Origin of the sequence: Streptomyces spiralis, from assembly GCF_014654675.1 — a bacterium.
Lineage (GTDB): Bacteria > Actinomycetota > Actinomycetes > Streptomycetales > Streptomycetaceae > Streptomyces > Streptomyces spiralis.
On record NZ_BNBC01000020.1, the window covers coordinates 130,802 to 155,357 of the forward strand.

Annotated in this window: 20 protein-coding genes and 2 pseudogenes; 12 read left to right on the plus strand and 10 right to left on the minus strand. The window is 69.2% G+C overall.

Annotated features, from left to right (window positions below):
• The first annotated feature begins 62 nt into the window (after positions 1–62).
• The gene (locus tag IE318_RS21540) at positions 63–563 is read left to right on the plus strand and encodes an LppU/SCO3897 family protein (protein WP_030168541.1); all 501 of its coding nucleotides are present in this window, start codon (positions 63–65) and stop codon (positions 561–563) included.
• Between the two features lie 105 nt (positions 564–668).
• On the opposite strand, the gene IE318_RS21545 is transcribed toward IE318_RS21540, so the two are convergent.
• Entirely contained in the window at positions 669–2,135 is a 1,467-nt protein-coding gene (locus IE318_RS21545; protein WP_189902719.1) for a CCA tRNA nucleotidyltransferase, read from the minus strand.
• A 315-nt stretch (positions 2,136–2,450) separates the two neighbouring features.
• On the opposite strand from IE318_RS21545, the gene IE318_RS21550 reads away from it, so the two are divergent.
• The 7 genes from IE318_RS21550 (at position 2,451) to trxA (ending at position 12,291) form a co-directional block, all read left to right on the plus strand.
• Complete coding sequence (locus tag IE318_RS21550) at positions 2,451–4,895, plus strand: DUF6049 family protein (protein WP_189902721.1); 2,445 nt, start codon at positions 2,451–2,453, stop codon at positions 4,893–4,895.
• 45 nt (positions 4,896–4,940) lie between these two features.
• Positions 4,941–7,277: a murein biosynthesis integral membrane protein MurJ gene (gene murJ, locus IE318_RS21555; protein WP_189902723.1), complete on the plus strand. Its 2,337-nt coding sequence runs from the start codon at positions 4,941–4,943 to the stop codon at positions 7,275–7,277.
• Positions 7,278–7,395: 118 nt separating this feature from the next.
• Positions 7,396–9,093, plus strand: coding sequence for a protein kinase family protein (locus tag IE318_RS21560; RefSeq protein WP_189902725.1), 1,698 nt, complete (start codon positions 7,396–7,398; stop codon positions 9,091–9,093).
• A 53-nt stretch (positions 9,094–9,146) separates the two neighbouring features.
• Positions 9,147–9,875 carry an RNA polymerase sigma factor SigM gene (gene sigM, locus IE318_RS21565; RefSeq protein WP_189902727.1) on the plus strand — a complete coding sequence of 243 codons (729 nt, stop codon included), beginning with the start codon at positions 9,147–9,149 and terminating at the stop codon, positions 9,873–9,875.
• Positions 9,872–10,774 (plus strand): anti-sigma factor family protein, encoded by a 903-nt coding sequence (locus tag IE318_RS21570; protein WP_189902729.1) that lies wholly within the window; start codon positions 9,872–9,874, stop codon positions 10,772–10,774. The genes sigM and IE318_RS21570 overlap by 4 nt, the downstream gene beginning before the upstream one ends.
• 168 nt (positions 10,775–10,942) lie before the next feature.
• Positions 10,943–11,914, plus strand: a complete 972-nt coding sequence (gene trxB / locus IE318_RS21575; RefSeq protein WP_189902732.1) for a thioredoxin-disulfide reductase — start codon at positions 10,943–10,945, stop codon at positions 11,912–11,914.
• A gap of 44 nt (positions 11,915–11,958) precedes the next feature.
• Positions 11,959–12,291 (plus strand): thioredoxin, encoded by a 333-nt coding sequence (gene trxA / locus IE318_RS21580; protein ID WP_189902734.1) that lies wholly within the window; start codon positions 11,959–11,961, stop codon positions 12,289–12,291.
• A gap of 103 nt (positions 12,292–12,394) precedes the next feature.
• Here trxA and IE318_RS21585 read toward each other — a convergent pair whose 3' ends face one another.
• From IE318_RS21585 to rpmH, 9 genes are all read right to left on the minus strand, one after another.
• The gene (locus IE318_RS21585; protein WP_030168517.1) at positions 12,395–13,012 is read right to left on the minus strand and encodes a GNAT family N-acetyltransferase; all 618 of its coding nucleotides are present in this window, start codon (positions 13,010–13,012) and stop codon (positions 12,395–12,397) included.
• Positions 13,013–13,256: 244 nt separating this feature from the next.
• Complete coding sequence (locus tag IE318_RS21590; protein ID WP_189902736.1) at positions 13,257–14,369, minus strand: ParB/RepB/Spo0J family partition protein; 1,113 nt, start codon at positions 14,367–14,369, stop codon at positions 13,257–13,259.
• Complete coding sequence (locus IE318_RS21595) at positions 14,366–15,439, minus strand: ParA family protein (protein ID WP_078917019.1); 1,074 nt, start codon at positions 15,437–15,439, stop codon at positions 14,366–14,368. Before IE318_RS21595 ends, IE318_RS21590 begins: the two co-directional genes overlap by 4 nt.
• A 303-nt stretch (positions 15,440–15,742) precedes the next feature.
• Positions 15,743–16,459: a 16S rRNA (guanine(527)-N(7))-methyltransferase RsmG gene (gene rsmG / locus IE318_RS21600; protein WP_030168510.1), complete on the minus strand. Its 717-nt coding sequence runs from the start codon at positions 16,457–16,459 to the stop codon at positions 15,743–15,745.
• A gap of 117 nt (positions 16,460–16,576) precedes the next feature.
• The gene (locus tag IE318_RS21605) at positions 16,577–17,089 is read right to left on the minus strand and encodes a Jag family protein (protein WP_189902738.1); all 513 of its coding nucleotides are present in this window, start codon (positions 17,087–17,089) and stop codon (positions 16,577–16,579) included.
• A 15-nt stretch (positions 17,090–17,104) separates the two neighbouring features.
• Positions 17,105–18,442: a membrane protein insertase YidC gene (gene yidC / locus IE318_RS21610; RefSeq protein ID WP_189902740.1), complete on the minus strand. Its 1,338-nt coding sequence runs from the start codon at positions 18,440–18,442 to the stop codon at positions 17,105–17,107.
• 3 nt (positions 18,443–18,445) lie between these two features.
• Entirely contained in the window at positions 18,446–18,799 is a 354-nt protein-coding gene (yidD, locus tag IE318_RS21615) for a membrane protein insertion efficiency factor YidD (RefSeq protein WP_189902743.1), read from the minus strand.
• On the minus strand, positions 18,796–19,167 hold the full coding sequence (gene rnpA / locus IE318_RS21620; RefSeq protein WP_189902745.1) for a ribonuclease P protein component: 372 nt from the start codon (positions 19,165–19,167) through the stop codon (positions 18,796–18,798). The genes yidD and rnpA overlap by 4 nt, the downstream gene beginning before the upstream one ends.
• Before the next feature lie 21 nt (positions 19,168–19,188).
• Entirely contained in the window at positions 19,189–19,326 is a 138-nt protein-coding gene (rpmH, locus tag IE318_RS21625; RefSeq protein ID WP_003956500.1) for a 50S ribosomal protein L34, read from the minus strand.
• 367 nt (positions 19,327–19,693) lie between these two features.
• Here rpmH and IE318_RS46950 point away from each other — a divergent pair.
• From IE318_RS46950 to IE318_RS21640, 4 genes and pseudogenes are all read left to right on the plus strand, one after another.
• A pseudogene (locus tag IE318_RS46950) lies at positions 19,694–20,039 on the plus strand (chromosomal replication initiator protein DnaA); the annotation flags it as partial.
• A 149-nt stretch (positions 20,040–20,188) separates the two neighbouring features.
• Positions 20,189–21,745, plus strand: a pseudogene (dnaA, locus tag IE318_RS21630) (chromosomal replication initiator protein DnaA); the annotation flags it as partial.
• A 964-nt stretch (positions 21,746–22,709) separates the two neighbouring features.
• Positions 22,710–23,840, plus strand: coding sequence for a DNA polymerase III subunit beta (gene dnaN / locus IE318_RS21635; RefSeq protein ID WP_030168495.1), 1,131 nt, complete (start codon positions 22,710–22,712; stop codon positions 23,838–23,840).
• A gap of 177 nt (positions 23,841–24,017) precedes the next feature.
• Positions 24,018–24,556: NAD(P)-binding domain-containing protein (locus IE318_RS21640; RefSeq protein ID WP_229903654.1), on the plus strand; the 539-nt coding region annotated here is incomplete at its 3' end.

A 24,556-nucleotide genomic window follows, 5' to 3' on the forward strand; every position in this document is an offset into this window, starting at 1 on the left:
CGTGCGTCTTATTTCGACGCCATGTCCGCGTCATCCTGCCTACGTTCCAGGGGGACTCCCACGTGACCACTCCGCCGCCCCAGGGCCAGAACCCGTACGCCCAGGCGCCCTCCGCTCCGATGGGGCAGCAGCCCGGCCAGCCGTACCCCCCGCAGCAGCCCTACGCCCCGTTCCCGCAGCAGCAGGGCGCGCCGGTTCCGCCGCCGCCCGCGCCGACGAGGCGCGGTGGCAAGAAGACGCTGCGCATCGTGGGCGGCATCCTCGTCGCCGTCATCGTCGCCCTGCTGAAGTTCGGTGGCGCCCTGGGGCTGGGCTGGTTCCTGGGCCGCGACGACGCGGAGACCACCTCGGTGGGCGCGTGCATGCACAACAACGGCACGATGACCGATCCGGACCTCAAGGAGGTCGACTGCTCGTCCAGTGAGGCGCAGTACAAGGTGGTCCAGAAGTTCGACGGCTCCACCGACGAGGACAAGTGCCAGGCCGTCACCGACGCGACGATCTCGTACGTCCAGTACGGCGGCGGTCACGACGTGGTGCTCTGCCTGAAGGAAAGCAAGTAGCACACCGCTCGACTCACGACGGAGGGGCGACGTTTCACGTGAAACGTCGCCCCTCTCGCGTCTCGGGGTGATGTTTCACGTGAAACATCACCCCGCCGCATGTGCTCAGCCCTGCTCGGCCCACCATTCCTTGAGGGCCGCCACCGCCGCGTCGTGCCCCATCGGACCGTTCTCCAGGCGGAGCTCCAGCATGTGCTTGTAGGCGTGGCCGACGGCCGGTCCGGGCTTGATGCCCAGGATCTCCATGATCTGGTTGCCGTCCAGGTCCGGGCGGATCGCGTCCAGCTCCTCCTGCTCCTGCAGCTGGGCGATGCGCTTCTCCAGGCCGTCATAGGCGCGGGAGAGAGCGGTCGCCTTGCGCTTGTTGCGTGTGGTGCAGTCGGAGCGGGTGAGCTTGTGGAGGCGGTCGAGGAGAGGCCCGGCATCGCGGACGTAACGGCGGACCGCAGAGTCCGTCCACCCGCTGGTGCCGTAGCCGTGGAACCGCAGGTGCAGCTCGACGAGACGGGAGACGTCCTTCACCAGCTCGTTGGAGTACTTCAGGGCGGTCATGCGCTTCTTGGTCATCTTCGCGCCGACCACCTCGTGGTGGTGGAAGGAGACCCGGCCGTCCTTCTCGAAGCGCCGGGTGCGCGGCTTGCCGATGTCGTGCAGCAGCGCGGCCAGGCGCAGTGTGAGGTCGGGGCCGTTCTCCTCCAGAGCCATCGCCTGTTCCAGGACGATCAGCGTGTGGTCGTAGACGTCCTTGTGCCGGTGGTGCTCGTCGCTCTCCAGCCGCAGGGCCGGCACCTCGGGCAGCACCCGGTCGGCGATCCCCGTGTCGACGAGAAGGGACAGGCCCTTGCGCGGGTGGGCGGAGAGGATCAGCTTGTTGAGCTCGTCCCGTACGCGTTCGGCAGAGACGATCTCGATACGCCCGGCCATTTCCTTCATCGCCGTGACGACCTCGGGGGCGACGTCGAAGTCGAGCTGGGCGGCGAAACGCGCGGCCCGCATCATGCGCAGCGGGTCGTCGGAGAAGGACTCCTCAGGCGTTCCGGGGGTGCGCAGCATGCCCGCCGCGAGGTCCTCCAGGCCGCCGTGCGGGTCGATGAACCTCTTCTCGGGCAGGGCCACCGCCATTGCGTTGACGGTGAAGTCCCGGCGGACGAGGTCGTCCTCGATGGAGTCGCCGTACGACACCTCGGGCTTGCGCGAGGTGCGGTCGTAGGCCTCGGACCGGTAGGTCGTCACCTCGATCTGGAAGGAGCGATCGGCGTCTCCGACGCGGGCCTGCTTCTGGGCGCCGACCGTGCCGAAGGCGATGCCGACGTCCCACACCGCGTCCGCCCAGGGCCGCACGATCTTCAGGACGTCCTCGGGACGGGCGTCGGTCGTGAAGTCCAGGTCGTTGCCGAGCCGGCCGAGCAGCGCGTCCCGGACCGAGCCGCCGACCAGGGCGAGCGAGAACCCGGCCTCCTGGAAGCGGCGCGCGAGGTCGTCGGCGACGGGGGCCACTCGCAGCAGTTCGCTCACCGCGCGCTGCTGCACCTGGCTCAGGGCAGAGGAAGTGTCATCGTTGGCGTTCGGCACAACAGAAAAGGGTACGTGGCCCGGGCGCCGGGCCGCCGCGACATTAAGCGCCCGACCGCGGCGACGTCTACGGGCACCCGGCTTCTGCTCGTTCCTTGCTCATTCCCTGCACCGGCGCCCACCTCTCCACCGTGCAGAAGCCTCGTCTTTGTGACGTACTGAACAGCATCCCCGGATAGGGGCATATCCAGGGCGCCCTCGCCTTGCGACCGATCTTGTGACCGCCTCCGCGGCACTTCCCCTCGGCGCGCATCGTTACCATGCGTGGACGCACATTCCGACGACCACTGACGACGACGAGGGACGGGCGAGCGCGTGGCCGAGGCGGCAGACTTCCAGGGGACCAGTCCCTCACCTGCCCGCCGCATGCTGCGGCGGGCCGGGGCACTGCTCGCCGGGGCGCCCCTGCTGGCCGGTCTGCTCCAGTTCTCGGCCGCTCCCAGCGCGCACGCCACTGGCCAGGACTCGCTCCGGGCCGCCTCCGGCTCGCGCACGGTGGCCGTCTCCCTCGACTCGCTCAGCCCCAGTGCCCCCTCGGACGACGACACGCTGACCGTCTCGGGCACCGTGACGAACAACGGCAAGCAGGCGGTCACCGACGCCCACGTGGGTCTGCGCGTCGGCCAGGAACTGGGCACCCGCTCCGCGATCGACGACGTCGCCCGGCGGACCGATTTCGTACCGATCGCCGACGGCCCGGAGATCGGCGACAAGTACGCCCAGAAGTTCGCCGAGCTCGCCCCCGGCGTCGCCGAGCACTTCAGCATCTCCGTGCCGGTCGACAAGCTGGACCTGGGCGCGGACGGGGTCTACGAGCTCTCCGTCTCGCTGTCCGGCCAGACGTCCGCGCAGCCCTGGGAGCAGGTGCTGGGCATCCAGCACACCTTCCTGCCCTGGCAGGCCGACGATGCCGACACGAAGACGAAGACGACGTTTCTGTGGCCGCTGGTGTCCACCGCCCACATGACGGCGGAGACGGGCCCCGGCGCGCAGCAGACCCCGGTCTTCCTCAACGACGACCTCGCCAAGGACCTCGCCCCCGGCGGCCGGCTGGACCGGATGCTGACCCTGGGCAAGGACCTCGACGTCACCTGGGTGATCGACCCGGATCTGCTGGCGTCCGTCGACGCGATGACGCGCAACTACCGCATCCAGACGAAGGCCGGCGCGACCCCGGTCGCCGGCACCCACCAGGCCGTGGCCAAGCAGTGGCTCGCCGCACTGCAGCAGGCGGTGGCGGGCAAGGAAGTCGTGGCGCTGCCCTTCGCCGACCCGGACCTGGCCTCCATCGCCCACAGCGGCACGAGCGTCACCGGATCGCTGAGCCAGCTCAAGGACGCCACCGACGTCGCCAGCAGCACGGTGGAGACCGTGCTCCACGTGAAGCCCGACACGGACTTCGCCTGGCCGGTGGACGGCGCCGTCGACCCGGCGATCGTCAGGGTCGCCACCTCCGCGGGCGCGGACAAGGTCATCGCCCGCAGCGACAGCATCCGGGAGTCCGACGCCCTGACCTACACGCCCTCCGCGGCCCGCCCGGTCGGCGGGGGCACCACGGCCGTCGTCACCGACGCACGGATGTCGACGGCGTTCGAGGGTGACATGACGCGGGCCGGTGCCGGCACGCTCGCCGTGCAGCGTTTCCTGGCCCAGAGCCTCGCTCTGAACGGCCAGACGGGCAAGCAGCGCAGTATCGTCGTCGCCCCGCAGCGCATGCCCAGCGCGAGCCAGGCGCAGGTCATGGCGCAGGCCCTGACGGCGCTCCAGCAGAGCACCTGGTCCCAGCCCCAGAACCTGGCCGCGGCCGCCAAGGCCAAGCCGGACCCCGAGGCCACGACCACGATCCCCTCGGCCTCGGACTACCCCTCCTCGCTGCGCAAGCGTGAGCTCCGGCACTCCGCCTTCTCGGTGATCGCCAGGACGCAGGACAAGGTCGACAACTTCAAGGTCGTCCTCACCGACCAGTCCCGGGTCGTCACGCCGTTCGGACGGGCCATGAACCGCGAGATGTCCACGTCGTGGCGGGGCCGGAAGAGCGCGGCGGAGAGCTTCCGGGACGGGGTGGAGGCCTACCTCGACGACCTCACCGACCAGGTCAAGCTGATCGACAAGTCGGAGACGAAGCTCTCCGGCCACAGCGCCACGATCCCTGTGACCGTTCAGAACAACCTGGTGCAGGGCGTCGACCATCTGGTGCTGCGGCTCACCTCGACCAACCCCACCCGCCTCAAGATCGGCGGCGAGGCCTATGCGGAGCAGCCGGTGGCGGTCTCCGGCGGCCACACCCAGTCCGTGAAGTTCACCACGTCGGCCAACGCCAACGGCCCCGTCACGGTGATCGCCCAGCTGTACACGCAGGACGGCCAGGTGTACGGCGCACCCGTCACCTTCGACGTGAAGGTCACCGAGATCACCGCCACCGTGATGCTGGTCATCGGGGGTGGCGTGCTGCTCCTCGTCCTCGCCGGCTTCCGCATGTACACCCAGCGCAAGCGGGCGGCGGCCGGGGAGAGGGCCGAGGCCGCGCAGGAGACGGAGGACGCCGAGGACGGCTCCGGCGGCCCCGACGAGTCCTCCTCGAGCGCTGCCGAACCGAAGACAGGCGGACCGGAGAACCCCGAGACCCCTGCCGAACGTCTTACGGAAGAGTCGGGCTCCCGTTCTCGGGCAGATGCCCCGGAGCAGGCGAGTGACCCGGCACCGGACACCGCAGCGGAAAGCGCCGACCCGTCCGGCACGGGTGAGAAAGTGGACCGTTGAGGATGTCGTGGCCCGGAGGGCCCGGGACGATGAGGTGGGGTAAGCATGAACGCGCCGTACGACGGTGACCGCGGCCAGGCCGTGGGCGGCTCGGGTCACCACGACGCACCGCCCCCCGAACACGGTCAGATGCCGCAGCAGCCTCCGGCGGACATGTACCTCCAGGACGCCTACTCCGAGGACCCCTACCGGGCGCAGGACCTGACCGCTCAGGACCCGGTCGGCGAGGCGCTGTACGACCGTGCCGCGCACCCGCCGCCGCCCGCGGGCACGTACGGGCCGCAGCAGCCGCTGTACGGCAGCCCGCCGCCGTCGCCGTACGCCCCCGACCCTCGTGTCTGGGCGCACACCCCACCGCCGGAGCCGTCCGGCACCACCCAGTACCTGCCCTACGGCGAGGACCCCCGCACCACGCAGTTCGTGGGCGTCGACGACCTGGTCAGCCACTCCGGCGAGGAGCACCACGAACCGGACGCCTTCGCCCACCTCTTCCGCGATCAGCAGCAGGGCGGCTACCAGGACCCGCGCCAGGCCGGTTACCAGAACCCCGGGCCGCAGGGCTACGACCCCCGGCAGAGCGGCTACCAGACCCCGCCCTCCGGCCCGCACGGCTACCAGACCCCGCAAGGGATGGGCGGCCGTCCGCCGATGGAGGTTCCTTCGGTTCCCGGACCCGCTCCGGCCCCGACAGGCACCGGCACCGTCGCTCCGCCCTCCACAGCCACCTCCGCGCCCGCCCCGGCGAAGAAGGGCGGGAAGGCCTCGGGCCTGCTGAAGTCGAGCGCGGTGATGGCAGCGGGCACCCTGGTCTCCCGCCTCACCGGGTTCATCCGTTCCGCGCTGATCGCGTCGGCGCTGGGCATCGGCCTGCTCGGCGACACCTTCCAGGTCGCCTACCAGCTGCCGACCATGATCTACATCCTGACCGTCGGCGGCGGCCTCAACTCGGTCTTCGTCCCGCAGCTCGTCCGCTCCATGAAGGAGGACGAGGACGGCGGCGAGGCCTACGCCAACCGGCTCCTGACGCTCGTCATGCTGGCCCTCGGTGGGCTCACCGTGGTCGCCGTGCTCGGGGCCCCCTATCTGATCCGCCTGCTGTCCGACTCCGTCGCCGGCGACCCGGCGGCGAACCAGGTCGGCGTCACCTTCGTCCGGTACTTCCTGCCCTCGATCTTCTTCATGGGCATCCACGTGGTCATGGGCCAGGTGCTCAACGCGCGCGGGAAGTTCGGCGCGATGATGTGGACGCCGGTGCTGAACAACATCGTCATCATCGTCACGCTCGGCACGTTCATCTGGGTGTACGGCAGCGCCGCGCACTCCGGGATGAAGGTCACCAACATTCCGCCCGAAGGACAGCGGCTGCTCGGTGTCGGCGTCCTGCTCGGCATGGTGGTGCAGGCCCTGGCGATGATCCCGTACCTGCGCGAGTCCGGATTCCGGCTGCGGCCGCGGTTCGACTGGCGAGGACACGGCCTGGGCAAGGCCATGACGCTGGCCAAGTGGACCGTGCTGTTCGTCCTCGCGAACCAGGCCGGCGCACTCGTCGTCACCCAGCTGTCCACGTCGTCGGGCAAGCACGCGCACATCGACGGCACCGGCTTCGCCGCCTACGCCAACGCCCAGCTGATCTGGGGCCTGCCGCAGGCCATCATCACCGTCTCCCTCATGGCGGCCCTGCTGCCGCGGATCTCCCGCTCAGCCCATGAGGGCGATGCCGGCGCCGTCCGCGACGACATCTCACAGGGCCTGCGCACCACGGCCGTCGCCATCGTTCCGGTCGCCTTCGCCTTCGTCGCCCTCGGCGTCCCGATCTGTACGCTGATCTTCGGCTCCGCCGGCACCGGCGCTGCCACGAACACGGGCTACATGCTGATGGCCTTCGGCCTCGGACTCATCCCGTACTCCGTGCAGTACGTCGTCCTGCGCGCCTTCTACGCCTACGAGGACACCCGCACCCCCTTCTACAACACGGTCATCGTGGCCGCGGTCAACGCGAGCGCCTCGGGCCTGTGTTACTTCCTGCTTCCGGCCCGCTGGGCCGTGATCGGCATGTCCGCCGCCTACGGTCTCGCCTACGCCATCGGCGTGGGCGTCGCCTGGAACCGGCTGCGCAAGCGGCTCGGCGGCGACCTCGACGGGGCGCGCGTGATGCGGACGTACACCCGGCTGTGCATCGCGGCGGTACCGGCGGCGCTGCTCAGCGGCGCGGCCTGCTACGCGATCGGCCACTCCCTCGGCCAGGGCGTCGTCGGATCGTTCGCCGCGCTGCTGGCCGGCGGTGCCCTGCTGCTGGGCGTCTTCTTCGTCGCCGCCCGCCGGATGCGCATCGAGGAACTCAACTCGCTCGTCGGCATGGTCCGCGGCCGTCTGGGACGTTGAGGCTGGGGTACACGCACAACCATCGTCCGCCGCTGTGTGTCGTGCATAGCAGCAGACTGTGGGCACAATTGGTTTCGGCGTCGGACAGCGCGCAATGGATGGGGAGGCAGGAGCGACGGTGGCGGAACGGAGCACGGCTGCCGTCGACGTGGCAGACAACAGCGGCGACAAGTCGCTGACCGCGGAGGCGGACCAGTCCACGGCCGACGGGGTGGCCCAGAACCGGGAGCGGGACACGGACAACGACGAGGCACAGGGGAACGCCGGGGCCGAGCGTCCCGGAAGGAAGGCCTCACCGCCTGAACTGCACAGCGGTCACAAGCTGGCCAGACGCTACCGCCTCGAGGAGTGCGTCACCCGTCTGGACGGATTCAGCAGTTGGCGAGCGGTGGACGAGAAACTCCGCCGTGCCGTCGGCGTGCACGTCCTGCCCGCGGACCACAGCCGCGCCCGCGCCGTGCTGGCCGCGGCCCGCTCCTCCGCCCTGCTGGGGGACCCCCGCTTCGTCCAGGTCCTCGACGCCGTCGAGGAGAACGACCTCGTATATGTCGTCCACGAATGGCTGCCGGACGCCGTCGAACTGACGACGCTGCTGTCCGCCGGGCCGCTGGAGCCTCACGACGCCTACCAGTTGGTCAGCCAGGTCGCCTCCGCCATGGCCGCGGCGCACCGTGAGGGCCTCGCGCATCTGCGCCTGAACCCCAACGCCGTGCTGCGCGCCTCCACCGGCCAGTGGCGCATCCGCGGCCTCGCCGTGAACGCCGCGCTGCGTGGCATCAGCTCCGACACCCCGCAGCGCACCGACACCGAGGCGATCGGCGCCCTGCTGTACGCGGCGCTCACGCAGCGCTGGCCGTACGAGAACGACGCCTACGGTCTGACCGGCCTGCCCAAGGACATCGGCCTCATCGCCCCCGACCAGGTGCGTGCCGGTATCCATCGCGGTCTGTCCGAGCTCTCCATGCGCGCCCTCGCCAACGACGGTGCCACCGCCTCCCGCCACGAGTCTCCGTGCACCACTCCGGAGGAACTGGTCAAGGCGATCGGGGAGATGCCGCGGATCCGTCCGCCGGAGCCCTCCTTCACCACGCCGCCGGAGTACCAGGGCACGTCCTACCAGCAGGGCACATACGGTCGTCCGGCCCCGCATCCCGGCGTCGGCCACCCGGTCCCGGCCCCGCCGCCCGCGCTGCAGAGCCGCACCGGCAAGGCCCTGAAGTGGGCCGTCTCCGCGCTGCTCATCGCCGCCCTGGGCCTGGGCAGCTGGCAGCTCGCCGACGCCCTGATGGACCAGGGCGGAAAGTCCACCAAGGACAGCCAGACGCAGACACAGGACGGCGGCAACAAGAACAAGCAGCAGCCGAAGCCGGCCCAGCCGATCGCCATCAGCAGCGTCCGTGACTTCGACCCGTTCGGAGACGGTTCCGAGAAGTCGTCCGACACAGGCAAGGTCACTGACAGCGATCCGAGTTCGTACTGGCAGACCGACTACTACACGAGTGCGGACTTCGGGAGGCTGAAGTCGGGGCTGGGCGTCATTCTCGATCTCGGCAAGGTGCAGCAGGTCGGCAAAGTGACCGTCTCGTTCGTCGGGTCGACGTCCGTGGAACTGCGTGCCGCGAGTGGGGACAGCGGTGCAGAGCCGACAGCCTTCGGGAGCTATGCCAAGGTCGCCTCGGGTGCCGGGACGAGCGTGACACTCAAGCCCGCTCGCCCCCTCACGGCGCGCTATCTTCTGGTCTGGCTCACGAAGCTGCCGTTGCAGACGGACGGGACCTACCGGGCCAGAGTGGCGGACATCAAGGTGACCTCCTGAATCAGGTCTCACCGTCAACTGACGGTGGTTGTCGGGCGAGGGGGTGAAGGTGCATGCCGCAGGGCCTCGAAGGCGTCTCCGACCATGAACTTCTGACCCGCCATGTGGCGGGCGACCCCGACGCCTTCGGTGAGCTTGTGCGGCGGCATCGGGACCGGCTCTGGGCGGTCGCCCTGCGCACGCTGGGGGACCGTGAGGAGGCCGCCGACGCCGTGCAGGACGCGTTCGTCTCCGCCTACCGCGCCGCCCATACCTTCCGCGGCCAGTCGGCCGTCACGACCTGGCTGCACCGGATCACGGTGAACGCCTGCCTGGACCGGGCCCGCAAGGCGGCCACCCGGAAGACCTCTCCGGTGGACGACACCGAGCGGCTGGAGCAGCTCCTGGAGCCGCACGAGTCGGCCTCGGCGCCCGCCGAGCGCAACGACGTGCAGCGGCAGCTCGTAGAGGCGCTGGGCACTCTCCCGCCCGACCAGCGGGCCGCCCTGGTGCTCGTGGACATGCAGGGCTATCCCGTCGCCGAGGCCGCCCGCATCCTCGACGTGCCGACCGGGACGGTGAAGAGCCGCTGTGCCCGGGGCAGAGCCAGGCTCCTGCCGTTGCTCACCCATCTACGGCCGGGCGCGCCCGGCGATCAGAAGGACGAGAAAGAACCGGGCACGGGACGGAACCGGGCGGAGGGGACATCCGTCCCACCAGCAGCGGCACCCCGGAACAGAGGTGCGCAGGACATCGGGCCAAGTGATTCAGCTGCTGTGAAGGGCGGAGGTGGGCGAGCATGACATTCACGACGGATACGGCCGGGCACCCGGACGTCACCGAGATCTCCGACCTCACCGAAGGCCTGCTGCCTGCCTCCCGGGCCGAGGAACTGCTCCGGCACCTGGACGAGTGCTCCTCGTGCGCCGATGTCCATGAGTCGCTGGAGGAGATCCGAGGGCTGCTCGAGGCCCCGTCGGAGCCGCTGGCGATGCCCCAGGACGTCGCGGAGCGGATCGACGTGGCTCTCGCCGCCGAACGCGTCAGCGGCACCGCCATCGACCGGGCCGGCAACGGCGATCGCGACGGTCATCACGCGCTTGTTTCACGTGAAACATCGGTCGCGGACCGTCCGGCGGGCCGCGCTCGCACCGACGGCACCGGACCGGGCCGCAAGGCCCGCACACGTCGCGGGCGCCGTAGGGTCGCCGTCCTCGGCACCGCCCTCACCGTCGCCGCCCTGGGAGTCGCGTCCGTGGTGCTGACATCCCTGCACGACGACAAGGGGTCCGACACCACGGCTCACGGCCGGTCCAGCGCCTCCGCGGACACCTTCTCCGAGGGAACGCTCGAGAACCGGGTCACGCATCTCCTCGACAGGACCCAGAAGGCGCAGGGCACCACCCACACGCCGCACAGCTTCGGCGCGGATTCGGACCCGGGCACCGACAAGCCGAACATCCTCAAGAGCGCGCCCACCGTCTCGGTTCCCCCGTGCGTCCTGGAGGGCCTCGGCAGCACCGCGAACCCGCTCGCCGCCGAGGCGGGCACCTACGGCGGCAAAGACGCCTATCTTCTGGTGCTGCCCGACGCCTCCGGAAGCAACACCCACGTCACGGCCTACGTCGTCGACGCGACGTGTGTCCACCGCCCGTCGGCCGCCGCCAAGGTTCTGCTCTCGCACCCCTACACGCGTTCCTGAGTACGAACGCCTGCTCGTCGCGTTGCGCGGTACTCCCTCCATCGAGGTAGCTCCGTGTGCCCGTCCGCACCGGGAATGCACGCCCCTTAGGATCCGTTGGGTGGGGTGAGAGCAGCGAGCAAGGCTCCCCCCGGCAGTAGGCATAGTCCAGAGACGAGGAATCAAGCCGTGAGCGACGTCCGTAACGTGATCATCATCGGCTCCGGTCCTGCCGGCTACACGGCGGCGCTCTACACCGCGCGCGCGTCGCTGAAGCCGCTGGTGTTCGAGGGCGCCGTCACCGCGGGGGGCGCGCTGATGAACACCACCGAGGTGGAGAACTTCCCCGGCTTCCGCGACGGCATCATGGGCCCCGAGCTCATGGACAACATGCGCGCCCAGGCCGAGCGCTTCGGCGCCGAGCTGATCCCGGACGATGTGGTCGCCGTCGACCTGACGGGCGAGATCAAGACCGTCACGGACACCTCGGGCACGGTGCATCGCGCCAAGGCCGTGATCGTCACCACCGGCTCGCAGCACCGCAAGCTCGGCCTGCCGAACGAGGACGCCCTCTCCGGTCGTGGTGTCTCCTGGTGCGCCACCTGTGACGGCTTCTTCTTCAGGGAGCAGGACATCGCGGTGATCGGTGGCGGTGACACCGCCATGGAGGAGGCGACCTTCCTCTCCCGCTTCGCCAAGTCGGTCACCGTCGTCCACCGCCGGGACACCCTGCGTGCCTCCAAGGCCATGCAGGAGCGCGCCTTCGGCGACCCGAAGATCAAGTTCGTCTGGGACAGCGAGGTGGCGGAGATCCAGGGGGACCAGAAGCTCTCCGGCCTGAAGCTGCGCAACGTCAAGACCGGTGAACTCTCGGACCTGCCGGTGACGGGACTGTTCATCGCGATCGGCCACGACCCGCGGACCGAGCTCTTCAAGGGCCAGCTGGACCTGGACGACGAGGGCTACCTGAAGGTCGCCGCGCCCTCCACCCGCACCAACCTCACCGGTGTCTTCGGCGCCGGTGACGTGGTCGACCACACCTACCGGCAGGCCATCACCGCGGCCGGCACCGGCTGCTCCGCCGCTCTCGACGCCGAGCGCTTCCTCGCCGCCCTCGCGGACAACGAGCAGAAGGCCGAGCCCGAGAAGACCACCGTCTGAGACCCCAACCACCTCACCGCCCCGCATCAGTTAAGGAGCCCGCCGTGGCAGGCACCCTGAAGAACGTGACCGACTCCTCCTTCGAGGAGGATGTCCTCAAGAGCGACAAGCCCGTCCTGGTGGACTTCTGGGCCGCCTGGTGCGGTCCCTGCCGCCAGATCGCGCCGTCCCTCGAGGCGATCGCCGCCGAGTACGGCGAGAAGATCGAAATCGTCAAGCTCAACATCGACGAGAACCCGGGTACGGCTGCCAAGTACGGCGTGATGTCGATCCCGACGCTGAACGTCTACCAGAACGGCGAGGTCGCCAAGACCATCGTCGGCGCGAAGCCGAAGGCCGCGATCCTGCGCGACCTCGAGGACTTCATCGCCGAGTGACACAGCGGGCCGTCGAGTAGACGGCGGATGTTTCACGTGAAACACGAATGGGCCAACCCTCTCGGGTCGGCCCATTCGTGTTGGAGGGCGACGCTGGCGACGCTCACAGCGGCCGGAGCACCGGTTCCTTCTGCACTGCCCCCAGCAGCCGGTCGATCGCCATCTCCACGTCTTCCCTCCAGGAGAGGGTCGACCGCAGTTCCAGCCGCAGTCGTGGGTGGGCGGGGTGGTGCCGGACCGTCTTGAAGCCGACCGCCAGCAGATGGTCGGCCGGCAGCACACAGGCGGGTTCCTTCCACCGGGCGTCCCCGAAGGCCTCGATGGCCTTGAAGCCTCGACGCAACAGATCCTTCGCCACCGTCTGGACCAGCACGCGCCCCAGCCCCTGTCCTTGATAGCCCGGCATGATGAAGCCGGTCATCAGCTGCACCGCATCCGGGGAGACCGGACTCGTGGGAAAGGCCAGGGAGCGCGGTACATAGGCAGGGGGAGCGTAGAGCACGAAGCCCACCGGTACGTCGTCGACATAGACCACTCGGCCGCAGGAGCCCCAGTCCAGGAGGACGGCGGAGATCCACGCTTCCTTCTCCAGCGCCGGCGTGCCTGCCTTCACCGCGGCTTGGCCACTGACGGGATCCAGTTCCCAGAAGACACACGCGCGACAGCGCTTGGGGAGGTCCTGGAGGTTGTCCAGCGTGAGCGGTAGGAGCCTACGGCCCATGAAGGCTGATCCTCGCTTCCTGCGCCCGCGATGTCGCGAGCGGCCGTCAACCAGAGGTGCTGCCGGGTGGATGCGCCGTACCCGATCGCATCGTATCCAGGATGCGATTCCATCGATACCGCCGCAAAGCAAAGGACGGACCGTGTTCCGGTATAGACCGGACACGGCCCGTCCCAGCCGAGCGCTTTCTGTCGTGCGTCCGAAGCGCAGCCGTCAACCGAGGCCGTCCCTTGCACAAGGGGCCTCAGTCGTCCGTCTCCTCCGACCCGCCCTCCACGAGGCTCTTCTGCAGCACCGGGCCCTCGCCCGGAGCCAGGGTGCCGAGGATGCGCTCCAGATCCTCCATGGAGGCGAACTCGACGGTGATCTTGCCCTTCTTCTGGCCCAGGTCCACCTTCACCCGGGTCTCGAAGCGATCGGACAGCCGGGTCGCGAGGTCCGACAGGGCCGGCGAGACCCGGGTCCCGGCACGGGGGCCCTTGGACCGCGGTGCCGCCTGCGGCCGCGCCCCCATCAGCTGCACGATCTCCTCGACGGCCCGCACCGAGAGCCCCTCGGCCACGATCCGCCGGGCCAGCCGGTTCTGCTCCTCCGGGTCCTCGACCGACAGCAACGCCCGAGCGTGCCCGGCGGACAGTACTCCGGCGGCGACCCGGCTCTGTACGGCCGCCGGGAGCTTGAGCAGTCGCAGCGTGTTGGAGACCTGCGGACGGGAGCGGCCGATGCGGTCGGCCAGCTGGTCATGGGTGCAGTTGAAGTCCTTCAGCAGCTGGTCGTAGGCGGCCGCCTCTTCCAGCGGGTTCAGCTGCGCCCGGTGGAGGTTCTCCAGCAGGGCGTCCAGAAGGAGCTTCTCGTCGTCCGTGGCCCGCACGATCGCCGGGATCGCCTCGAGCCCCGCCTCGCGGCAGGCCCGCCAGCGTCGCTCACCCATGATGAGCTCGTACCGCTCGGGACCGAGCTGCCGTACGACGACGGGCTGGAGGAGGCCGACCTCCTTGATGGAGGTGACGAGCTCAGCGAGCGCGTCCTCGTCGAAGACCTCACGCGGCTGGCGCGGGTTCGGCGTGATGGAGTCGAGAGGGACCTCCGCGAAGTGGGCACCCATCGGAGGTGCCGGCACTTCCGGGCTTCCGCTCGTCGGCAGTTCCTCTGTTTCACGTGAAACAGCGGGCAGCGTCGTCACCTTCGCCGCGGCCACTCCGCGATCGCTGCGGTCAGCGGTCAGCACCGGAACGGCCGTAGGTGATGTGGAGGCAGCGCCCCCGACCGCCGCCGGAGCCGACGGCCTCTCTCCTGTGGGGGCAGGTGGGATCAATGCTCCCAGGCCACGGCCCAACCCCCTTCGTCGATCACTCACTGGATCCCCTCCACCATGCTCGGGTCGCTCTGTGCGCCGATGTGGGCACGCATGGGGTCATAGCTGACGCCAACGCCCTTCAGCGCGATTTCTCGTGCCGCCTCGAAGTAGGAGAGGGCACCGCTCGATCCTGGATCGTAAGTCAGCACCGTCTGTCCGTAGCTGGGTGCCTCCGAGATACGGACGGAACGGGGAATGCTCGTCCGTAGCACCTCGTCACCGAAGTGGCTGCGCACCTCTTCCGCGACCTGGGACGCCAGGCGCGTCCGGCCGTCGTACATGGTGAGCAGGATGGTCGAGACGTGCAGAGCGGGGTTGAGGTGCCCGCGGACCAGGTCGACGTTGCGCAGCAGTTGCCCCAGGCCCTCCAGCGCGTAGTACTCGCACTGGATCGGGATGAGGACCTCCTGCCCGGCGACCAGCGCATTGACCGTCAGCAGGCCGAGCGAGGGCGGGCAGTCGATGAGGATGTAGTCCAGCGGCTGCTCATAGGCCTGGATCGCCCGCTGCAGCCGGCTCTCGCGGGCCACCAGGGACACCAGCTCGATCTCCGCACCGGCGAGATCGATCGTGGCGGGGGCGCAGAAGAGACCCTCGACATCGGGGACGGGCTGGACGACCTCTGCCAGCGGCTTGCTCTCCACCAATACGTCGTAGATGGAGGGGACTTCCGCATGGTGGTCGATACCCAGTGCGGTGGAGGCATTGCCCTGGGGGTCGAGGTCGATCACCAGGACACGGCTGCCGTGCAGAGCCAGCGAGGCGGCAAGATTGACGGTCGTCGTCGTCTTGCCCACGCCACCCTTCTGGTTGGCGACCACGATGACTCGGGTCTGTTCGGGCCGCGGAAGGCCCTCACCGGCGCGGCCTAGAGCCTCGACCGCCAGTTGGGCAGCACGACCGATCGGAGTGTCGTCCATCGGGGGCGGTGTTTCACGTGAAACATGCTCCCCCATCGACTCGGTACGGGGACCGGGGACCGGATCGGTCATCGGTCCCGCGATGTTGGCGTCGGACCGCAAGGATTCACTCTCCTCGACTTCAGGCTCGCAATGAACAGAGCCTCCCATGCCATCGGGGTCGCGAACCAGTGAGGCCTGACGTTCTGTGGAGAAATCCACCTCTGTGGACAACTCCGTTCCCTGTCCGAGTGAGCCGAGCGGCTTGCGATCGCGGGGTTGGGCCGCAGCCCGACCACGGTTGATGATGCCGTGCAGTAGTGAGCGACGTTTCACGTGAAACACGATGCACAGCAGCCGTGGCCGAACTGTCGCGACACTCCGTCATGCGTGGGTTGGGCAGCTTGTGTGGAGTACGCCCGATCATTCGGGCCGGCCACGGGCGCCATCGCGCCCGCAGCTCCGCAGGGGTCGTCAGCGACGGCGTCGCGTCCGCCCCGTCCGGGCCGCCTTCGCCCGCTTGGCCGCGAAACGCACACCGCCCGGGCTCTCCCCGACCTCGACGCGCACCACCGTGGACAGCGGATCCACGACGCCCTCACCCACATGCAGGATGGAGGTCTCCACCGCGCCGAGCTTGCTCAGAGCCGTGGCCGCGCTCTTCAGCTCCTCCTCGGCCGTGTCCCCCTTGAGGGCGAGCATCTCGCCGTACGGGCGCAGCAGGGGAATGCCCCAGGTGGCCAGCCGGTCCAGCGGGGCGACGGCCCGGGCGGTCACCACATGGACCGGCGGGATCTTGCCCATGACCTCCTCGGCCCGGCCCCGGACGACCGTCACATGGTCGAGTCCGAGGAGCTCGACAACCTCCGTGAGGAAGGTGGTGCGCCGCAGCAGCGGCTCCAGGAGCGTGATCTTCAGGTCGTCCCGGACCAGCGCCAGGGGGATGCCCGGCAGGCCCGCACCGGAGCCGACGTCGCACACCGTCACCCCTTCGGGGACGACCTCGGAGAGCACCGCGCAGTTCAGCAGGTGCCGCTCCCAGAGACGGGGTACCTCACGCGGGCCGATGAGCCCTCGCCGTACTCCTGCCTCGGCCAGCAGCTCGGCGTACCGGACCGCATCCGCGAAGCGATCACCGAATACGTCACGTGCCTGCTCGGGCGCAGGGGGGAGCTCCGCTGCCTCCGTCACGGGGACCGTCCTTCCGTACCGCATCAGCGCGTTCAGCGCCGACCACCAGAACTACCAGGCTGACAAGATTGCGGCCCCGCCTGCGCAACAGACGGGGCCGGTGGAGTGTGAGACCGCTCAGGCGGGAAGCACGACGACGAAGCGCTGCGGCTCCTCGCCCTCGGACTCGCTGCGCAGGCCCGCGGCCTTGACCGCGTCGTGCACGACCTTGCGCTCGAACGGCGTCATCGGCCTCAGCTTCACGGGCTCTCCGCTGCTCTTGGCCTCGGCCGCGGCCTTGGCGCCCAGCTCGGACAGCTCGGCCCGCTTCTTGGCTCGGTAGCCCGCGATGTCCAGCATGAGGCGGCTACGGTCGCCCGTTTCCCGGTGCACCGCCAGGCGCGTGAGCTCCTGCAGCGCCTCCAGCACCTCGCCGTCCCGGCCGACCAGCTTCTGCAGGTCACGACCGCCGGTGTCGCTGATGATCGAGACAGAGGCGCGGTCGGCCTCGACATCCATGTCGATGTCGCCGTCGAGGTCGGCGATGTCCAGCAGACCCTCGAGGTAGTCCGCCGCGATCTCGCCCTCCTGCTCCAGGCGGGTCAGGGCGTCTGCGCCCTCGGCAGCGGCGGAGGTGGTGCCTTCCGTCACGGGATGGGCTCCTTCTTACTTCTTGGACGGGGACTTGGGCCGCTGCGGGCCCTTGCGCTGTCCGGACTGCGCCTTGCTGCGCTGCCCGGACTGGGCCTTGCTGCGGTTGTCGTTCCCGGACTTCGGGGCGGACTTACCGGCAGCGGCGGGCGGGGCGTCCTGTGGCTCGTCGGACTTGCTCAGCGACGTCGACGGCGTCTCCGGCTCGGCGTCACCGGCCCCGGCGTCACCGGCCCCGGCCGCCTTCGGGCCGCCCGACTGGCGCTGGGCCTTGGTCTGCCGCTTGGGCTGCTGGCGCCGGGGGGCGGTGCCGGCGGTCGCGGTGGTGGTCGTGCCGTCCTCGGACTGCGCGGCGACGGCGGCCTCGCTCTTGACCACGCTGCCGTCGGTCTGGGCCGCCAGCCCGGCCTTGTTCAGGCCGTTGATGAACTTGCGCTCGAACTCGTTGCGGTCCCGGCCCTTGACGACGATCGCCTTGACGATGGCCTTCTCACGCCGGTTGCGGGTCTTGCCGTGGTGCGTCACGTGCTTGTACAGACGCTCCAGGTAGGCGGCCTGGGCCTTGGAACCCGGGGTCGGGTTGTTGTGGATGACGTACATCTGCTGGCCCATGGTCCACACGTTGGTGGTCAGCCAGTAGACGAGGACACCGACCGGGAAGTTGATGCCGAAGACGGCGAACATGACCGGGAAGACGTACATCAGCATCTTCTGCTGCTGCATGAACGGCGTCTTCACCGTCGTGTCGACGTTCTTGGTCATCAGCTGGCGCTGCGTGTAGAACTGCGAGAACGACATCAGGACGATCATGACCGCGGTCACGACCCGGACGTCGGTCAGCGAGGCGCCGAGGGCCGCGACCTTGTCCGAGCTGTCCATGAACTTCGCCGCGAGCGGCGCACCGAAGATGTGCGCCTTACGGGCGCTGGCGAGCAGCTGATCGTCGATGACGCCGATCGTCTTGCCCGTCGCGATGCCGTTGAGCACGTGGTACAGGGCGAAGAAGAACGGGGACTGCGCCAGGATGGGAAGGCACGAGGAGAGCGGGTTGGTGCCCGTCTCCTTGTACAGCTTCATCATCTCTTCGGACTGACGCTGCTTGTCGTTCTTGTAGCGCTCCTGGATCTTCTTCATCTCCGGCTGGAGCGTCTGCATCGCGCGTGTCGCCTTGATCTGCTTCACGAAGAGCGGGATCAGGCAGATGCGGATCAGGATCACCAGGGACACGATGGACAGGCCCCAGGCCCACCCGGTGTCAGGTCCGAAGATCGCCCCGTACACCTTGTGGAACTGGACGATGACCCAGGAGACGGGCCAGGTGATGAAACTGAAAAGACTGGCAATCGTGTCCACTAATCATGCTCCTTGGGCATGGGACGAGGTCTTCGCGGCCGGGCTCGACGGGATGGTCCCGTCGGTGGCCGTTTCGGCGGCGGAGGGCCCGCCCTTGCGTGCACGCCAGGCGTCACGCAACAGTTCGTGCCACCGCGGACGCTTGCGCGGAGGAACGTGGTCCACACCACCCGGCGACCACGGATTGCACCGCAGGATCCGCCAGGCGGTGAGCGCTGTTCCCTTCACCGCACCGTGCCGGTCGATGGCCGTGTAGCCATAGTGGGAACACGACGGGTAGTACTTGCACACCGGCCCGAGCAACGGGCTGATGGTCCACTGGTACAGCTTGATGAGAGCCAGCAGCGGGTACTTCATCGCGCGCCCCCTCCCAGCAGTCGTCGAAGGGCGGCATCCAGGTCTCGGGCCAGCTGTGCTTGGTCGGCGTCACCGGCTCCGGGCAGCGCTCGTACGACTACCAGGCTACCGGGGGGCAGCAAGGCGACTCGGTCACGCATCAGATGGCGAAGTCTGCGCTTCACGGCGTTGCGCACGACCGCGCCACCCACTGCCTTGCTCACGACGAAACCCGCACGCGGCGGGGGAGCGCTCTCCCCTGACGCGTGCGGGTCCGTGGCACCGCTGCGAAGGTGGACGACGAGGAGTGGGCGTCCTGCCCGGCTTCCTCGTCGTACCGCGGTCGCGAAGTCCTCGCGCCGCCTCAGCCGGTTCTCGGTGGGCAGCACGATGTCATGACCTGACCGGGATCAGGCGGACAGACGGGCGCGACCCTTGCTACGGCGGGACGCGAGAATCGCGCGGCCGGCACGGGTGCGCATACGCAGCCGGAAGCCGTGGGTCTTCGCGCGACGACGGTTGTTCGGCTGGAAGGTGCGCTTGCTCACTCGGGGGCTCCAGAAGAAATCGGTAGTGGCGGGGTGCCGTCCTGGCTGTCACCGTGCGCCCACGAGTAGCTCGCAGTAACGCCCGAGTGCACCGCTTACCGATCACCTTGACGCGATCTGTGCCCATCGGAGGCAGGCGGCAGCAGCCATCGACAACTCGACCTGGTTACGGTACGCGGGGCTGCGCCATCCGGTCAAACCAGCACCACGTGAGAGACACTTGTCCACAGGCTGGGGACAACAACTTGAACCGTGGCCGCCGCCCTGACTACCGTGGCTGGACTCCCATTCGTTGACTTGTCCCCCGTTTACACCCCGACCCGTCCCGAACCACACGTTCGTGGGAACCCGTGAGAGAGCGTGCCCTGTGGCTGACGTACCCGCCGATCTTGCCGCAGTGTGGCCGCGAGTACTGGAGCAACTTCTCGGGGAGGGCCGCGGACAGGGCGTCGAGGCGAAGGACGAGCACTGGATCCGCCGCTGCCAGCCGCTCGCGCTGGTCGCGGACACCGCCCTGCTCGCCGTTCCGAACGAGTTCGCGAAGGGCGTCCTGGAGGGCCGGCTGGCCCCGATCGTCAGCGACACGCTGAGCCGGGAGTGCGGCCGCCCCATCCGTATCGCGATCACCGTCGACAGCTCCGTCGGCGAACCCCAGAACCCCACGCCTCCGGCGCCCGGCTCGCGCTACGAGGAGCAGCAGCTGCCCTCTGGCCAGGGAGGCGGCTACGAGGGCTACGGCCGCCACCGCGGCGAGCCACGCCCCGACAGCCACCGCCCTTCGGGTCGCGCCGACCAGCGCCCGGGCGGCTCCGGCGAGCCACTGCCGCCGCCGCGCACGGGCCCGCAGCAGGACGACGGCACGGATTCACTGCCGACCGCCCGCCCGGCCTACCCCTCGGACTACCAGGACTACCAGCGCCCCGAGCCCGGCGCCTGGCCGCGCGCCGGCCAGGACGACTACGGCTGGCAGCAGCAGCGGCTCGGCTTCCCGGAGCGGGACCCCTACGCGTCGCCGGGCGGGCAGGACGCGTACGGCCCGCGCGACGGCTACGGCCAGCAGGACTCGTACGGCCAGCAGGATTCGTACGGCTCGCAGGACCCGTACGGACCCGGCAAGGACTCCTACCCGGGGTCGCAGGACTACCGTCCGCGACCGATGGACCGCGCGCCGTACGACCAGCCACGCTCCGATTACGACTCCTCCCGCGCCGACTACGACCAGCGGGACTACGACCAGCGGGACGGCGGGCGCCGGGAGCTGCCCGAGCCTCCGGCGGGCTCCGGGCCGGTGCGCCGTGGGGGACCCGCGGGCCCGAGCCCGTCCGGCACCGGCGGCGTGGGCCCTTCGTCCGGGCAGCCCGCGCCGGCGAGCGGCCCGGGCGAGCCGACCGCGCGGCTGAACCCGAAGTACCTCTTCGACACCTTCGTCATCGGCGCGTCCAACCGCTTCGCGCACGCGGCGGCGGTCGCCGTCGCCGAGGCGCCGGCCAAGGCGTACAACCCGCTCTTCATCTACGGCGAGTCGGGACTCGGCAAGACGCACCTGCTGCACGCGATCGGTCACTACGCACGCAGCCTGTACCCGGGCACGCGCGTGCGGTACGTGAGCTCGGAGGAGTTCACCAACGAGTTCATCAACTCCATCCGCGACGGCAAGGGCGACAGCTTCCGCAAGCGCTACCGCGAGATGGACATCCTGCTCGTCGACGACATCCAGTTCCTGGCGGACAAGGAGTCGACGCAGGAGGAGTTCTTCCACACCTTCAACACGCTCCACAACGCCAACAAGCAGATCGTGCTCTCCAGCGACCGGCCGCCCAAGCAGCTGGTGACGCTGGAGGACCGGCTGCGGAACCGTTTCGAGTGGGGTCTGATCACGGACGTCCAGCCGCCCGAGCTGGAGACGCGCATCGCGATCCTGCGCAAGAAGGCGGTGCAGGAGCAGCTGAACGCCCCGCCGGAGGTGCTGGAGTTCATCGCCTCCCGGATCTCGCGGAACATCCGTGAGCTGGAGGGCGCGCTGATCCGGGTGACGGCGTTCGCCTCGCTCAACCGGCAGCCGGTGGACCTGGGCCTGACGGAGATCGTCCTCAAGGACCTCATCCCGGGCGGCGAGGACACGGCCCCGGAGATCACGGCGAGCGCCATCATGGCCGAGACCGCCCAGTACTTCGGGCTGACGGTGGAGGACCTGTGCGGCACCTCGCGCGGGCGCGCGCTGGTGACCGCCCGGCAGATCGCCATGTACCTGTGCCGTGAGCTGACCGACCTGTCGCTGCCGAAGATCGGCGCGCAGTTCGGCGGACGCGACCACACGACCGTCATGCACGCCGACCGCAAGATCCGCGCGCTGATGGCGGAGCGGCGCTCGATCTACAACCAGGTCACCGAGCTGACCAACCGCATCAAGAACGGCTGACGGCCGCCGAGAGCAGCGCCGAGGGCGCCCCGGGGAACCGACTCCCCGGGGCGCCCTCTTGCATGCGTCGGGGGCCTCGCCCCGGGCCTCCAGGACTGTCGATCGCACTCCCAGGTGGACTCCCAGGACAGTCGATCGGGCCCCGAGACCGTCGATCGAGGGGCGACGCCACCCACCGCCACGCACAGCCACCCACAGCGCGGTGTTCGATTAAATGCCTGGTTACGGCCGCTCTCCACAGATTCGGTGACTTTCTTCCGTCCACATCCTGGGGACTGCGAAGTTGTCCCGAACGGCATCCACAGGCATGCCACGGCACAGCCATCGCTCCAGCTCAGCAGCCTGTGGACTCGTGGACGAGCGATCTCCACAGACTGTGGACGAAGCGGAGATCCACAGGCTGTGCACGAAGTTGTCCACGGGCAACCCACAGGCTGCGCCCCGTTGTCCCCAATGATCCGCCCGTTCTCCACATCCCTGTCCACTGTTCGGCAACGCGACGCCCCCGGTCACCGCGTCGAGTGAAAGCCGTCACACGAAGCTGCCGGATTGGGGTGTGGGAAACGTGGGTAAATCTGGGGACGCAGCTGGGGAGAACTGGCCTCAGGCTGTGGGTGGGGTGTGCAGAACTTCCTGTTCTCCACAGAAACCCCGAGTTGTCCACTGCCGTCGCCCACAGGGCCCGTGGACAAAATTTCCGCGCTGAGCTGGGCAAACGTGGTTATCCACGGTATCCACAGGCCCTACTACTACTCCCGACTAGAGAGAGTGCGGAATTCGTTTCGAAGCGGGTCCTGTGCACAACTTGCCCGCCGGACCCCGACCGTCCCTCGGAGCGACTTGACCCCGACAGGCACCTACTGTCAGTGGCGTGCGTCAGACTGGTCCCCGGTGTCCTTCCCGTCGCAGTGGGTGGTGACACCGAGTCGGAGGACTCAGTAGCAACAGCAGGAGGCGGCTTACGGTGAAGATCCGGGTGGAACGCGACGTACTCGCGGAGGCAGTGGCCTGGGCGGCACGCAGCCTCCCGGCCCGTCCGCCGGCGCCTGTTCTCGCCGGCCTCCTGCTGAAGGCCGAGGACGGCCAGCTGAGCCTGTCGAGCTTCGACTACGAGGTCTCCGCCCGGGTGTCGGTGGAGGCCGAGGTCGAGGAGGAGGGCACGGTCCTCGTCTCCGGCCGACTGCTCGCCGACATCTCCCGTGCCCTGCCCAACCGCCCGGTGGAGATTTCCACAGACGGTGTACGGGCGACGGTGGTCTGCGGCTCCTCCCGCTTCACGCTCCACACACTGCCTGTGGAGGAGTACCCGGCGCTGCCGCAGATGCCGAACGCCACGGGCACGGTCCCCGGCGAGGTCTTCGCGGCCGCCGTCGCGCAGGTGGCCATCGCCGCCGGCCGCGACGACACGCTGCCCGTCCTGACCGGTGTGCGCATCGAGATCGAGGGCGACACGGTCACGCTGGCCTCCACCGACCGCTACCGCTTCGCGGTCCGCGAGTTCCTGTGGAAGCCGGAGAACCCGGACGCCTCCGCGGTCGCCCTGGTGCCCGCCAAGACCCTGCTGGACACCGCCAAGGCGCTGACCAGCGGTGACAGCGTGATCCTGGCGCTTTCCGGCTCGGGTGCCGGTGAGGGCCTGATCGGTTTCGAGGGCGCTGGCCGCCGGACGACCACCCGGCTCCTCGAAGGCGACCTGCCGAAGTACCGCACGCTGTTCCCGACGGAGTTCAACTCGGTCGCCACCATCGAGACCGCCCCCTTCGTGGAGGCCGTCAAGCGCGTGGCCCTGGTCGCGGAGCGCAACACCCCGGTGCGCCTGAGCTTCGAGCAGGGCGTGCTGATCCTGGAGGCCGGCTCCAGCGACGACGCACAGGCTGTGGAAAGGGTCGACGCCCACCTCGAGGGCGACGACATCTCCATCGCCTTCAACCCCACGTTCCTGCTGGACGGTCTGAGCGCGATCGACTCCCCGGTGGCCCAGCTGTCCTTCACGACCTCCACCAAGCCGGCGCTGCTCAGCGGCAAGCCGGCGATGGACGCGGAGGCGGACGAGGCCTACAAGTACCTGATCATGCCGGTGCGGTTGAGCGGCTGAGCTGCTCGCAGTGGCGGCGCCGGTCCACAGCCTGTGGACCGGCGTGCGACGAAGTCGCAGGTGAGGGCGTACGTTTGAGCGCGTATGCCCACGGATGTGCGCGAGAGTCCGGGTTTAGGCTCGGACGCGGGTACGAATGTGCCCTCACGCCACGTCGCACACCTAAGGACACAACTGATGGAGCTCGGTCTCGTCGGCCTCGGCAAGATGGGCGGCAACATGCGCGAGCGGATCCGCCGCGCGGGCCACACCGTCATCGGATACGACCGCAACCCGGACCTCGCGGACGTCCACAGCCTGCAAGAGCTTGTGGAGAAGCTGCAGGGCCCGCGCGTGGTCTGGGTGATGGTTCCGGCCGGTGCCCCGACCCAGTCGACCATCGACGAGCTCGCCGAGCTGCTGCAGCCCGGTGACGTGGTCGTGGACGGCGGGAACTCGCGTTGGACGGACGACGAGAAGCACGCGAAGGAGCTGGCCGCCAAGGGCATAGGCTTCGTCGACTGCGGCGTCTCCGGCGGTGTCTGGGGCCTGGAGAACGGCTACGCGCTGATGTACGGCGGTGACCCGGAGAACGTCGCCAAGGTGCAGCCGGTCTTCGACGCGCTCAAGCCGGAGGGCGACTTCGGCTCGGTGCACGCCGGCAAGGTCGGCGCGGGCCACTTCGCGAAGATGGTCCACAACGGCATCGAGTACGCGATGATGCAGGCCTACGCCGA

Excerpts from the sequence above, each read along its gene's own strand:
- murJ (WP_189902723.1), top strand. The coding sequence starts at position 4,941 with ATGAACGCGCCGTACGACGGTGACCGCGGCCAGGCCGTGGGCGGCTCG.
- sigM (WP_189902727.1), top strand. The coding sequence starts at position 9,147 with ATGCCGCAGGGCCTCGAAGGCGTCTCCGACCATGAACTTCTGACCCGC.
- IE318_RS21570 (WP_189902729.1), top strand. The coding sequence starts at position 9,872 with ATGACATTCACGACGGATACGGCCGGGCACCCGGACGTCACCGAGATC.
- IE318_RS21585 (WP_030168517.1), bottom strand. The coding sequence starts at position 13,012 with ATGGGCCGTAGGCTCCTACCGCTCACGCTGGACAACCTCCAGGACCTC.
- IE318_RS21595 (WP_078917019.1), bottom strand. The coding sequence starts at position 15,439 with ATGGGAGGCTCTGTTCATTGCGAGCCTGAAGTCGAGGAGAGTGAATCC.
- yidD (WP_189902743.1), bottom strand. The coding sequence starts at position 18,799 with ATGAAGTACCCGCTGCTGGCTCTCATCAAGCTGTACCAGTGGACCATC.